The following is a 13,058-nucleotide window of genomic DNA, read 5'->3' as shown; positions in this document are numbered from 1 at the left end:
GACTATGAAGATCGCGGATAAAGAGATTAGTCAGCCAGCGGGTATGAAGCAAACGGGAGGGCAATCCGGATTCAAACAAAAATTATTGGCATTTGCCAGTCTGATTATATTGGTCATCGTATTCTCTTTATCCTCCAGCAACTTTTTTCAATTCTCAAATCTTGTCGGAATTCTAGTTTCTACAGCTGTAATCGGAGTATTAGCGCTTGGAGCTACCTTTGTTATTATTACGGGCGGCATCGACCTTGCTCTGGGTACTGTAATGACATTCTCATCTGTTATGGTTGGAGTCATTATTACCTTCTGGGGTCTGCCCGTCCCGTTAGGCATTGTAGGTGGGATTCTGGCTGGAGCATTGTGCGGCTTCATCAGCGGTTTGATGGTGGCGAAGATGAACATTCCACCCTTCATCGCCACTCTGGCGATTATGATGGTCACCAAAGGCTTGTCGCTTGTCATCACCGGAGCCAAACCTATATATTTCAACGATGATCCGATCTTCGCCAAGATCGCCATGGGTAAAATGATCCCCGGTATACCCAACACCATCGTTATCTTCTTATTACTCGGTATGATCGCAAGCATAATCTTGTCTAAGACGATTATTGGGCGTTACAACTTCGCGCTTGGCAGTAATGAAGAAGCTACTCGCTTATCAGGTGTGAACACAGTCAAATGGAAGATTATTATCTATTCCATTACAGGGATTTTTAGTGGAATCGCAGGTATCCTGATGGCATCACGTCTGAATTCAGCACAGCCATCACTGGGCACCGGTTATGAACTAGAGGCTATTGCGGCAGTGGTCATTGGCGGGACTTCCTTAAGTGGAGGTGTAGGTTCTATTCTAGGCACGATTATTGGCGCACTGATTATGAGTGTGCTGACGAATGGCTTACAGATTATGTCCGTGGCTCAGGAATGGCGGACGGTCATTGTCGGTGTTGTAATCATCATTGCGGTTTACGCTGATATTCTACGCCGCCGTAAGCAATAAACTTGGTATGATCTCCATCCGGAGTGATATACAAAGCAAATGACGAGGGGGAAGATTCAAATGAAACTGCGTCGTAGAGGGTTTATCATGCTTGCCTGTCTATTATTAGTCACTACATTGCTGAGTGCATGTAACAACAATGATAGTAACAAGAGTGCATCCGGTTCAGACAAACCATACATTCCAGTCATATCAAAAGGGTTCCAGCATCAATTCTGGCAAGCGGTGAAGCAAGGAGCGGAGAAAGCTGCTAAGGAATTTGATGTTGAGATTACCTTCGAAGGTCCAGAAAATGAGAGTCAGGTGGATAAACAAATTGAGATGCTGCAAACCGCTCTCGACAAGAAGCCAGCAGCAATTGCGCTAGCCGCACTGGACAGCAAAGCTGCGATTCCTTATCTAGAAAAGGCAAAGGAAAATAAGATTCCGGTCATCGGCTTTGACTCTGGTGTAGACAGTGATATCCCTGTAGCAACAGCAGCGACTAACAATAAAGCAGCAGCTGCTTTGGCCGCAGATAAAATGGCTGAACTGATTGGCAAGAAAGGTAAAGTGGGTCTTGTCATACATGACCAAACGAGCAGCACAGGGCAACAGCGTCGCGATGGCTTCTTGGAACAAATGAAAGCAAAATATCCGGATATTCAAGTGTTAGAGCCGCAATATGGGGGTGGAGATCAGTTAAAGTCCACAGACCTTGCGAAAGCGATGATGCAGGCAAATCCGGATCTGAAAGGAATCTATGGCTCTAATGAAGGCTCTGCTGTAGGTGTGGCTAATGCAGTTAATGAATTGCAAATGAATGGTAAGATCGTAGTCGTCGGCTTTGATTCTGGCAAGCAGTTGATGGATGCTATCCGCAGTGGTGTTGTGGCTGGTGCTGTTACACAAGACCCCATTGGTATTGGCTATCAAGCTGTGAAGGCAGCTGTGCAAGCGATTAAAGGGGAAGCGGTTGAAAAGAACATCGACACGGGGTTCCACTGGTATGATAAAAACAATATGGATTCCGATGAGATCAAACCTCTACTATACGAATAGAGTTTAATAATAGAGGTTGCCTCACGCAGGCGGCCTCTATTATGCTTATGCTGATAAGTTCAAAGTTGTGGAGGTGTTGGATGTATAAAATAATTCTGGTTGATGATGAAGATGAGGTTCGTGAAGGGATCAAACAGAAGATTACATGGAGTAAATATGGGTTTGAGCTGGTTGGTGATTTCGATAATGGCAGAGATGCACTGGAAGCAATCGAGCAGCATCGTCCTGACGTAATTATTACTGATATTTGTATGCCTTTTATGGATGGACTAGGATTGGCCAGAGCTGTGATGGATAGGTACCGGGATATGAAGGTCATTATCGTCACTGGATATGAAGACTTCGAATATGCGAAGCAGGCCATAACACTGAAGGTGACTGAGTACTTATTAAAACCGATTAATGCACGTGAGTTTGCTGAATTTCTAAGTAAGATGAAGCAGGATTTAGATGAAGATCATCTACAAAAAGCGAATTTAGTTAAGCTTCGTATGCAACTTAATCAGAGTCTTCCATTGCTGCGGGAACGATTCTTGGAGCAGCTGGTAACTACTCGAATGAAAAGCGAAGAAATCGAGAATAAATTGAGTTATTTTCATATTCCGTTGCAGGGTCAAGTGTACCTTGCGCTCGTTATAGATATAGAACTGGAGAAACGAAGCCAGGACCTAGCTTTTGATGCAGAGCTACTGTGTTTCGGCGCCTTTAACATTGTTCAAGAGCAGCTGGAGAAAGAGCAAGACGGAGTGGTATTCCAGACGAGAGATGGAAAAATCGCTGCGATATTATCCGGCAATTCAGAGACGGTAGAAGTAGCAACGCAGCATCTTGCAGAGCAAGTCCAGGGTAGCTTAAATAAATATTTGAAGCTGTCATCCACCATAGGCATCGGTAGAAAATATAATACTTTGCAACAAATTCCACAATCCTTCCAAGAAGCGATCTCCTCCATAGAATATCGTTACCTTTTAGGCATAGATAAAGTTATCTCCATACAGGATCTTGAGTTTGGGAAGGGATTGGATCAGGCGCATTTCACCTCATGGGAAAAGCAATTTATATCCGCTTTAAAGACAGGTAAAGCTTCTGCTGTATCGGAAATTCTGTTGAAGTGGTTTCAGGAGCTTAAAAGTAATACCTCCTCTATAGAAGGCTGCCGTAGCAGCATCTATCAGCTGCTGGTTTCTTTGATGAACTATGTAGTCGACATCGGCTTCCCAAATACAGTAGTTGTTTCGCATAATATGTTTGCAGAGGTTGCTGCGCTTAAGACTTTAGATGAAGCAAGGCATTATCTGGAGAGGACTTGCCATGAGCTGATACTTAAACTATCGGAACAGAGAACAACGGTTCGGACTTCTCAGATGCAAGCCGCAGAAGCTTATATTCGCGAGAATTATTGTAATGACAGCTTTTCACTCAATGAGCTGTGCAGCCATATTTTTATGAGCATCAGTTATTTCAGTGCAACTTTTAAACAGCACACCGGTGAAACATTTATAGAGTATCTGACTCGACTCCGTTTGGAAAAAGCAAAAGAACTCCTTACGGTCACACAGTTGAAGACATATGATATCGCTGCCAGAGTTGGTTATGCTGATCCACAGTATTTTAGTGTTATTTTCAAACGTAATGTAGGAAGCACACCGAAGGAATATCGACACCGGCAGAAGGAGAATCTCTCTCTATGAGATCACAGCGCTTTTTCCGCAGCCGAAGTATTCATACTAATATTGCAATCTCCTTTTCACTTCTTATCCTCTGCACAACTATTGTCCTGAGTTATACTTCCTATCGCCTGTCCTCAGCCGCGGTCAAGGGCAATTCTGTAGCCTATACTTCACAATTAATAGAACAAGTAAAACTAAATATCGAGAATTACATTGGTAATATGGAGAGCATAGCTGCTCTGGTGTTAACTAGCAGTGATCTAGAGAAATATATAAAAGGCTCGAAATTAGATGAAGAAGAGGCGCTTAAGAATAAACTGCTTGCCAGTCATTATCTCCGGTCAGTCGTTCAGTCCCGCTCGGATATTTCCTCTATATTATATGCAGGCTCAGATGGCATGACCGTTTCGGATCGACAGCATGCTGTTTTGAAACCGCTTCCTGAACTAATAGCTCAAGATTGGTATCAAAAAGCTATGAATCAATTAGACGTTGCAGTTTCTTCCTCTCATGTGCAGCACATCTTTCAAGATGAATACCGGTGGGTAGTCTCGATCAGCCGAAAACTCTCGAATGCGAATGCTATGACGGAAGCGGATCAACAAGGTGTACTGCTCGTAGATCTCAATTACAGTGTAATTAATAATCTATGTAAACAAATCGAACTGGGAAAACGAGGTTATGTTTTTATCGTCGATCCCGCAGGTAGCCTTGTCTATCATCCACAACAGCAGTTGATCTACTCCCAGCTCAAGTTCGAACAATTAGAGACGGTCCTTGGGATCAAGAGTGGATCTGTTACGGTTAATACGGGGAATGATCAGAAACTGTACACTGTGGACACTACCAGCTTTGGCTGGAAAATAGTTGGAGTCACTTATCCGGATGATTTGGTCGCGAACAAGCAACGTATGCAAGGAACCGCCGCCTTATGGGGAGCAATTAGCTTGATTTTTGCTATGGCTATATCGATATTTCTCTCTTACGCACTGACCAAACCGCTGAAGAATTTGGAGCTGAATATGAAAAAAGCGGAACGTGGAGAGTTCGACATACGCGTGGAGATTGAGAGCACGAATGAAATCGGCAAGCTTGCTCGTACGTTTAATCTTATGATTATGAAGATTAAAGAGTTAATGGGACAGATCGTTCTGGAGCAAGAGATGAAACGTGTGAGTGAACTGAAGGCACTGCAAGCGCAGATTAAACCTCACTTTTTGTACAATACACTTGATTCGATTATTTGGATGGCAGAGACAGGAAAGATGGAGGAAGTGGTTGAGATGACTTCATCTCTATCCAAGCTGCTTCGTTCAACAATTGGTGAGGGTGAGGAATTGATTCCGCTGGCCAAAGAATTAGAGCATATTCGGCACTATTTAACGATTCAGAACATGCGTTATCGTAATAAATTCACTTATTCCATAGAGGTACAAGAAGATATCCTAACCTGCAGCATTTTAAAAATGGTACTTCAGCCTTTGGTTGAAAATGCGATCTATCACGGCATAAAACATAATCCTGAGCAAGGGCACATTCTGATCCGAGCAAGACAAGAACAGAACGATATTATCGTACAGGTCATTGATGACGGTATTGGGATGGATGAAGAGCAAATGGGTAAGGTACTGCTGCAAAAATCAGATTTCAAGACTGGCAGCGGTGTAGGTGTCGCGAATGTGAACCATCGTATCCAGCTGTATTTCGGTGTGAAATACGGTTTGTCTTTTGCAAGCGAGATGGAGGAAGGAACGACGGCCACTTTACGAATACCTGTGATTTATGAGGAGGAGAGTCAATGAGCGCTTTACGGTCAAAAATTGGCCTGTATACTCTGCTGCTGCTCTTCATTGTTACTTTGGGTTCATTAGCCTATCGTATGTTTACAAATGAGCTTGACGCAAAGGTTAGGACCATTATTTATGTGCCCAAGACTATCGATAGCAGTATTGAATTCTGGGAAGTGATGAAACAAGGTGTGGCAACAGCGGCTAAGGAGTTCGGCGCAGAGGTTCGCACGGTTGGAACGGATACAGAGCTTGATGTAGATCAACAGATAGAACTGCTGGAGCAAGCAATTAAGGAGAAGCCTGACGCCATTATTTTATCAGCTACAGATTATTATCGCCTCATTCCAATCGCAGAAAAGATCAAATCAGTTGGCATTACGCTTATTACTGTAGATTCGGGCTTAAGCGGTGGTGTATCAGAGAGCTTTATTGCTACAGACAATTATGAAGCAGGACGTAAGGCAGGGCAGGAGTTAAGAAAATATATTGATCCGGAGGATAAAGTCGCTATCGTTAACTTTGTACAAGGCTCTGCCACCGCAATTGAGAGGGAAAGAGGGGCTCGTGATGCCCTTTTAGAGAATGGAGTTCATGATGTGCAGCCTACATTATTCAGTGATGGTTCCGTGCGAAAAGCGTACCAGTTAACTGTTGATTTACTAAAGGACGAGCCAAATCTAAAAGGGATAATAGGTCTTAATGAACCTTCTACACTAGGTGCTGGGCAGGCGATTATGGATATGGGATTTCAAGACAAAGTGAAATTATTTGGGTTCGACAATTCTAGCAATGAGGTGAAGCTCCTCGAAAAAGGGATCTTGCTTGGCACGGTTATGCAGAAGCCTTTTAATATGGGGTACTTAGCTGTGAAGACGGCGATTGAAGCTGTTGAGGGTGAGAAAGTGGAACGGATAATAGATACAGGCTCCGTGATCATCACGAAGGAGAATATGTATTTAAGTGAAAATGAGAAATTAATGTTTCCTTTTATAGAATAAATGAACAAGGTAGCTTCTAAAACCGTTTGCGGCTTTAGAAGCTACCTTGCTTTTTTAAAGATTAAGAGTCGTTACTATATCAACAAAGGATTGCTGCAACGGCGTTAAAATATGATCTTTACGCCAGCCGAGCACAAACCCGCCGCTTTCAGGCAGAATCCCTGGCAGGTTAGCATAGCTAAGCTTGCCTAGCTCAATCTCAGCTTTAACCGCCGCTTTAGAACATATACCAACACAATCACTCCCGCTAACTAACTGCTTAATCACTTCTGGAGAATTCAACTCGGATCGGTTCCATAAACGGATTTGATTGAATTGTGCCCATTGATCGGCATACCCTCGTAAACAAGATCCTTGCTCATGCTGAATCCACGGCTCATTGGCAATTTGTTCAGGTGTTAATTTCTCTAGGCCTTCAAATGGATGACCAGGTGCAAAAATTAGGACAGGTTCATCACGGACAATAAGCTGAAAATCAAAAGATTCGTCCTGCCAATCCGCAGTATGTAAAATGGCCATCTGAATATCCCGACTACGGAGACGCTCACGTAACAAAGCATCGCTTTGAACAGTCAAAGAGTTATTAATCCCCGGATAGAGTTTCATGAATTGGATTAACACATTAGGTAAAATATAAGTTGCAGGAATAAAACTGGCTTCCAGCTCTAATATTCCTTTTGAGGGGGAAGAAAATTGTTTAACTGTGCGCTCAGCTTCTGCTGTGAGAGAGACGATTTTGAGGGCGTATTGATAAAGGGCTCGTCCAGCATCCGTAAGCAGCACTCTTCCGCTTCGGTAAAGAAATAGAGGGGTTCCGAGCTCAGCCTCCAGATTCTTCATATGAAAAGAAACAGTTGGCTGTTTAAGGCCTAATTCTGCGGCTACATCGGTTACTTTTTTATATTTTTCAATTAGAACTACGATGTTCAATTTCATAATATTCATGACTTTCCTCCACATAATACTAAGTTGGATTATAAATTATATCTCCATTATAGATTATATCTATACAGATATACACTTTATATTGGTATTTTTTTCGTTCGCTTTACAAAGATAAGAAGTTTCTCTAACGAACGAGCTCTAGAATAAGAAGAGTCAGAGGGGCCAAGAAGTCCCGGACAACATATAACATATGCGTTTGATGAACTTTTACAGTAACCATGCATATGGGGGCCAAGCTCCACAACACCATGTTAAAGCTTTCGAAGCCAGTTTGGTATGAACTGATCAGGGAGCCATGCTAACAAACCATTTAGGAGGAGACAAAACAATGCAATTCAAAAAATCATGGATCATGACTTTGGCTTTAACAAGCGTACTGGCACTATCGGCTTGCGGTAACGGCGGGGCTAACAACACAGGAGGAAACGCTGCAGCAACTAACGAAGGAAGCGGCGGCGCTGAAATAAGTGGTTCGATTCTGGCTTCAGGTTCAACAGCATTACAACCCTTGGTTGAGCTGGTAGCAGAGAATTTCATGGATAAAAACACTGGCGTGGACATTCAAGTTCAAGGCGGTGGCAGTGGTACTGGTCTTACTCAAGTAGCTGAGAAACAAGTAGATATCGGAAACTCTGACGTATTCGCAGAAGAAAAATTAAAAGATGCAGATGCGGAAAAAGCAGCAGCACTCGTAGATCATCAAGTAGCAGTAGTAGCGATCGCAGCAGTATCTCATCCTGATGCTGGTGTGGATAGCTTGACTAAACAACAACTGGTGGACATTTTCACTGGTAAAATCACTAACTGGTCTGAAGTCGGCGGAGCGGATCAAAAAATCCAAATCATCAACCGTCCAGGCAGCTCCGGTACTCGTGCAACCTTTGAAAGCTTTGCACTTGGAACCAAAACAGAAGATATCCCAGGTTCGATTCAAGAAGATTCCTCCGGTACGGTTAAGAAAATGATCGGTGAAACTCCAGGGGCAATCGGATACCTTGCTCTTTCTTACCTGGATGATTCCATTAAAACACTTAGTCTTGACGGTGTAGAAGCATCTGTTGACAATGTTGTTTCTGGTAAATACCCAGTATGGGCTTACGAGCATATGTACACAAATGGTGAACCTAATGCAACAGTAAAAGCATTCCTGGACTTTTTCTTAACTGACGAAGTGCAAACAGGTGAAGTTGTTGAACTTGGATACATCCCAGCTGTTAAAATGCAAGTTGTTCGCGACGTTGCAGGAACTGTTACCGCTAAGTAATTTAATTCTAGGCAATGTTATTGATTAGAATCTCAAGTGATTAGAGGCGGATACATCTGCCTCTCTTTTCACTTTAGAAAGAGGGAGCAATTGAGGGTGAAACTAAAGAACTCACGATTCGAAAAACATCATATTGAAGATTTTGTTGGACGTACTTATATGTCCTTCTGTGTATTACTGTTGATAACAATCATTGTATCGATGGTATATTTTGTAGCGTCTAAAGGAATTTCAACCTTCACAAGTGGCAATGCTACAGTTTCTGAATTTCTCTTCGGTACAAAGTGGTCGCCTGAAGCGGATACGCCTTCCTTCGGAGCTTTTCCATTTATCTCGGGTTCCTTCCTGGTTACTTTGCTTGCCGCATTGATTGCTAGTCCACTTAGCTTATGCGCTGCGTTATTTATGACTGAGATTGTTCCAGGGTGGGGCAAAAAATTACTTCAACCTGTTATTGAGCTTTTGGCAGGGATTCCTTCGGTAGTATATGGTTTCATCGGATTAAGTGTAATTGTACCGTTTCTACGCAACAACCTGCCGGGCCAAGGCATCGGGGTAGCTGCAGGCGCGCTTGTGCTCTCGGTAATGATTCTTCCGACGATTACAAGCGTGGCTGCAGACGCGCTGGCTTCATTGCCGCAAAACTTAAAAGAATCTTCCTATGCGCTTGGTGCCACCCGGTGGCAGACGATTTCGCGGGTGATTATTCCAACAACCTTTCCTGCCATAATGACAGGGATTGTATTGGGAATGGCTCGTGCTTTCGGTGAAGCACTCGCTGTACAAATGGTTATCGGGAACGCGCCATTCGTACCAAAATCACTCTTTGAGTCAGCTTCTACCTTGACCAGTGTGATCACACTCGGTATGGGGAACACGACCATGGGCTCACCTCACAATAATGCACTGTGGAGTATGGCACTGGTTCTCATGCTGATGACTTTCGTATTTGTCTTCTTTGTGAGAATGCTTGAAAGGAGAAATAAAATTTGAAGCCGAGAACCGTAAATAAAATTGCCACCAGTCTTATTGTATTTTTCGCGATGCTCATCGTTGCCATTCTACTTGGACTTTTGGGATATATCCTCTTTAGAGGCTTAAGCCATATCAGTTGGGATTTTCTTTTCTCCGCACCGCAAAAAATTCGAGCAGGTGGAGGGATCGGACCGCAGCTATTTAACTCCTTATTCCTGTTAGTACTGACACTTATTATTACAGTTCCGCTTGGACTGGGTGCCGGTATTTATATGGCGGAATATGCTCGTCCCGGTAAGATTACCGGCTTTATTCGCTTGATTGTTGAAGTGTTGTCATCTTTCCCTTCCATCGTAGTCGGCTTGTTTGGTCTATTGCTGATTGTTAACTATTTCAATCTGGGCTTCTCCTTAATCTCCGGTGCGCTGGCATTGACGGTCTTTAATCTACCGCTGATGGTGCGGATTACAGAGCAAGCTTTCCGTAGTGTTCCAAAACAACAAAAAGAGGCTGGTTTTGCACTAGGATTGTCCAAGTGGAAAATTGTTACCTCGGTGTTGTTTCCGGTAGCATTACCTACAATTATTACAGGTACTATCTTGTCCGCTGGCCGTGTCTTTGGGGAAGCAGCTGCGTTGATGTTCACAGCAGGGATGAGTAGTCCAAGATTGGATTTCACCAACTGGAATCCACTTAGTGCGAATTCACCACTGAATCCCTTCCGTCCAGCGGAAACGCTGGCTGTCCACATTTGGAAGGTCAACAGTGAAGGTCTAGCTCCAGACGCTGCACAAATTGCTGCGGGAGCTTCGGCGGTGCTTGTAATTATGGTGTTAATCTTCAATCTGGCAGCACGTTATTTCGGAAGATTTATTTATCGTAAGCTTACAGCTTCAAAAAGAATGAACTAATCATACAAATTAAAGTAGAGATGTAGGAGGAGTAATCGATGGGAACGTCGGCAACAGCAGTGCGTGAATCTTTTCAAACCGAAGACCTGAGTATTTTTTACGGAACATATGAGGCAGTAAAGGGGATAAGCCTTCCATTTGCTGAAAATACGGTTACTGCACTGATCGGCCCCTCCGGCTGCGGTAAATCAACTTTTCTTCGTTCTTTGAACCGGATGAATGACGAAATTTCTGGCTCAAAAACAAAAGGAAGCATCTGGATTGATGGAGTGGATATTAATGCTCCGGGTACGGATGTGATTAAGCTGCGTCAGAAGATCGGGATGGTATGGCAAAAGCCAAATCCGTTCTATAAATCGATTTACGATAACATCGCTTTTGGACCTAAGTATCATGGCATTAAAGGTAAAAAGGCTCTTGATGAGATTGTTGAGAGCAGTCTTCGCAAAGCAGCATTGTGGGATGAGGTAAAGGATCGTTTAAAAGATTCAGCGCTTGCACTTTCCGGTGGACAACAGCAGCGTCTTTGTATTGCTAGAGCGTTGTCGGTTAACCCGCAAATTCTGCTCTTGGACGAACCAGCATCAGCTCTAGACCCGGTCTCCACAGGTAAAGTAGAGGAGCTAATCAAGGAGTTAAAAGAAGAGCTTCGCATCGTTATTGTGACACATAATATGCAGCAGGCAGCTCGGATCTCTGATTATACCGCATACTTTTATCTAGGCTCCCTTGTCGAATATGATAAGACGGATAAAGTCTTTACTAATCCAGAGAATCAAATGACGCAAGAATATATCATGGGCCGATTCGGCTGAAGCTGTGAACATCGTTCCTTCAGGAACGGTGTTTTTTTTGTGAATTCAAAAGTTAATATGCAGAGAAACAATAACATCCGAAAGTTTCTGCGAAGTATATCGGTTGTTTTTATATGAAATTAACTGTGATTCGAATGGTTACCTGTTATTTGCAAAAGGTAGAAAGATGCTGTATCATTTGTGATAATGATTATCATTATTAATATATTAGGGAGTGGATCTTATGACGCAATCTCAACAGACTCAACAGAATAGTGTGGCCGAAATAATAAAAGAACGACGCTCGATTAAGCTTTTTAAAAAAGATCCACTTCCACAAGGCCTTTTAGAGGAATTATTAAATGTAGCGGTATGGGCACCGAATCATGGTGTGCGTGAGCCGTGGAGATTTATTGCCTTTCAAGGGGAAGGTTCGAAATTCCTAGCTGAATCTGCATTTGCTTTTGTAAAACGTGCTATAGCTGATCCAGAAGTGGCTGCTAAACGTAAAGAATATATCTCGAATATTCCATTAACAGTAATCGTAGTGATGCCTGAAGATCCTCGGCAGAGAGAGTGGGACGAGGATTTTGCAGCAGCGTCCGCACTTGTACAGAACTTCCAGCTCGCAGCTTGGGAGCAAGGTGTAGGGACAATTTGGAAGACTGATCCATACATCAACAACCCTGAATTCCGCACTAAAATTGGTGTGAAGCCCGGCGAAAAAATTGTAGCCATGATTCATGCCGGATATCCGGAGACTGTACCTGACAGCCGTCCACGCACAGACGCTTCGGAGCTGCTGAAGATCGTAGACTTCTATCCAGAGAATGGCGTAGTGGAATAAGGAAAGTCGAAGGCATTCGTATATTAAAAGCGGCGAAAGATCAAAAAGATCGAAAGATCATAAGCATCGAAAGATCAAAAGTATCCTTAGGGATGCTTTTTTTGTTGCTTTGACTAGCCGTAGTCGGGTGGGGGGGAGGGCTACTGGGTGCTGATCACGTTTCGTTGCTGGTTCCTCTGCTGATGTGGCTCAACCTTCTACTTACTTCCTAATGATCTCCTACTGACCTCCTGCGGGCTTCCTACTGATCTCCGTATCGGACTGTATTGCAGCTATTTGAGCTTTTTGAGTCATTTTGCCGATCTATCGGACCGCATAGCTCTTATTACCATGTAACTGTGCAGAATTGGTGTGGTTATGAGTAAATAGCTGCAACTGGGTCCGATAGCACGTCAATTAGCTGCAAATCTACGAAATAAGGACTCCTCAGTCCGATGCAACGGCGAATATGTGAACTAACTCCAAACTACCCAAACTAACTAAAGACCCTCAGTATGTTACGGACTGTATTGCAGCTATTTGAGCTTTTTGAGTCATTTTGCCGATCTATCGGACCGCATAGCTCTTATTACCATGTAACTGTGCAGAATTGGTGTGGTTATGAGTAAATAGCTGCAACTGGGTCCGATAGCACGTCAATTAGCTGCAAATCTACGAAATAAGGACTCCTCAGTCCGATGCAACGGCGAATAAGTGAACTAACTCCAAACTAACCTAAACTACCCAAACTAACTAAAGACCCTCAAAATGTTACGGACTGTATAGCAGCTATTTGAGCTTTTTGAGTCATTTTGCAGATGTATCGGACCGCATAGCTCTTATTACC

11 protein-coding genes are annotated in these 13,058 nt (G+C 43.3%); 10 read left to right on the top strand and 1 reads right to left on the bottom strand.

The window, feature by feature from the left end:
• Nucleotides 1-43 precede the first annotated feature (43 nt).
• The 5 genes from MKY54_RS16810 to MKY54_RS16790 all read left to right on the top strand — a co-directional run bounded on the left by MKY54_RS16810 (nt 44) and on the right by MKY54_RS16790 (nt 6,496).
• Complete coding sequence (locus tag MKY54_RS16810; protein ID WP_036687770.1) at nt 44-997, top strand: ABC transporter permease; 954 nt, start codon at nt 44-46, stop codon at nt 995-997.
• Nucleotides 998-1,057: 60 nt separating this feature from the next.
• A complete protein-coding gene (locus MKY54_RS16805) occupies nt 1,058-2,038 on the top strand; it encodes an ABC transporter substrate-binding protein (RefSeq protein WP_076277598.1) in 981 nt (326 codons plus the stop codon).
• An 80-nt stretch (nt 2,039-2,118) separates the two neighbouring features.
• Nucleotides 2,119-3,729 (top strand): response regulator, encoded by a 1,611-nt coding sequence (locus tag MKY54_RS16800; protein ID WP_339187194.1) that lies wholly within the window; start codon nt 2,119-2,121, stop codon nt 3,727-3,729.
• Entirely contained in the window at nt 3,726-5,510 is a 1,785-nt protein-coding gene (locus MKY54_RS16795; protein ID WP_339187192.1) for a sensor histidine kinase, read from the top strand. The genes MKY54_RS16800 and MKY54_RS16795 overlap by 4 nt, the downstream gene beginning before the upstream one ends.
• Nucleotides 5,507-6,496, top strand: a complete 990-nt coding sequence (locus MKY54_RS16790; RefSeq protein WP_076217760.1) for a substrate-binding domain-containing protein — start codon at nt 5,507-5,509, stop codon at nt 6,494-6,496. Before MKY54_RS16795 ends, MKY54_RS16790 begins: the two co-directional genes overlap by 4 nt.
• 54 nt (nt 6,497-6,550) lie before the next feature.
• Here the strand turns inward: MKY54_RS16790 and MKY54_RS16785 are convergent, their stop codons facing one another.
• Entirely contained in the window at nt 6,551-7,441 is an 891-nt protein-coding gene (locus MKY54_RS16785; RefSeq protein WP_339187189.1) for a LysR family transcriptional regulator, read from the bottom strand.
• Between the two features lie 328 nt (nt 7,442-7,769).
• Here MKY54_RS16785 and MKY54_RS16780 point away from each other — a divergent pair, with 328 nt between their 5' ends.
• The 5 genes from MKY54_RS16780 to MKY54_RS16760 all read left to right on the top strand — a co-directional run bounded on the left by MKY54_RS16780 (nt 7,770) and on the right by MKY54_RS16760 (nt 12,232).
• Complete coding sequence (locus MKY54_RS16780; protein ID WP_076126671.1) at nt 7,770-8,705, top strand: phosphate ABC transporter substrate-binding protein PstS family protein; 936 nt, start codon at nt 7,770-7,772, stop codon at nt 8,703-8,705.
• A gap of 90 nt (nt 8,706-8,795) precedes the next feature.
• On the top strand, nt 8,796-9,698 hold the full coding sequence (gene pstC / locus MKY54_RS16775; RefSeq protein ID WP_036687519.1) for a phosphate ABC transporter permease subunit PstC: 903 nt from the start codon (nt 8,796-8,798) through the stop codon (nt 9,696-9,698).
• Complete coding sequence (pstA, locus tag MKY54_RS16770; protein ID WP_036687518.1) at nt 9,695-10,591, top strand: phosphate ABC transporter permease PstA; 897 nt, start codon at nt 9,695-9,697, stop codon at nt 10,589-10,591. The genes pstC and pstA overlap by 4 nt, the downstream gene beginning before the upstream one ends.
• A 38-nt stretch (nt 10,592-10,629) precedes the next feature.
• A complete protein-coding gene (gene pstB / locus MKY54_RS16765; RefSeq protein ID WP_036687516.1) occupies nt 10,630-11,406 on the top strand; it encodes a phosphate ABC transporter ATP-binding protein PstB in 777 nt (258 codons plus the stop codon).
• 223 nt (nt 11,407-11,629) lie between these two features.
• Entirely contained in the window at nt 11,630-12,232 is a 603-nt protein-coding gene (locus MKY54_RS16760) for a nitroreductase (protein WP_076099095.1), read from the top strand.
• Nucleotides 12,233-13,058 lie beyond the last annotated feature (826 nt).

The organism is Paenibacillus sp. FSL P2-0121 (assembly GCF_037975345.1).
Taxonomy (GTDB): domain Bacteria; phylum Bacillota; class Bacilli; order Paenibacillales; family Paenibacillaceae; genus Paenibacillus_AQ; species Paenibacillus_AQ odorifer.
The sequence above is the reverse complement of the archived record's forward strand: the minus strand, read 5'-3'. Positions and strand labels throughout refer to the sequence as shown.

What these genes read in the sequence shown, in the direction of transcription:
- MKY54_RS16790 (WP_076217760.1), top strand. Translation starts at nt 5,507, where the DNA reads ATGAGCGCTTTACGGTCAAAAATTGGCCTGTATACTCTGCTGCTGCTC.
- MKY54_RS16805 (WP_076277598.1), top strand. Translation starts at nt 1,058, where the DNA reads ATGAAACTGCGTCGTAGAGGGTTTATCATGCTTGCCTGTCTATTATTA.
- MKY54_RS16795 (WP_339187192.1), top strand. Translation starts at nt 3,726, where the DNA reads ATGAGATCACAGCGCTTTTTCCGCAGCCGAAGTATTCATACTAATATT.
- pstB (WP_036687516.1), top strand. Translation starts at nt 10,630, where the DNA reads ATGGGAACGTCGGCAACAGCAGTGCGTGAATCTTTTCAAACCGAAGAC.
- MKY54_RS16800 (WP_339187194.1), top strand. Translation starts at nt 2,119, where the DNA reads ATGTATAAAATAATTCTGGTTGATGATGAAGATGAGGTTCGTGAAGGG.
- MKY54_RS16810 (WP_036687770.1), top strand. Translation starts at nt 44, where the DNA reads ATGAAGCAAACGGGAGGGCAATCCGGATTCAAACAAAAATTATTGGCA.
- MKY54_RS16785 (WP_339187189.1), bottom strand. Translation starts at nt 7,441, where the DNA reads ATGAATATTATGAAATTGAACATCGTAGTTCTAATTGAAAAATATAAA.
- MKY54_RS16760 (WP_076099095.1), top strand. Translation starts at nt 11,630, where the DNA reads ATGACGCAATCTCAACAGACTCAACAGAATAGTGTGGCCGAAATAATA.
- MKY54_RS16780 (WP_076126671.1), top strand. Translation starts at nt 7,770, where the DNA reads ATGCAATTCAAAAAATCATGGATCATGACTTTGGCTTTAACAAGCGTA.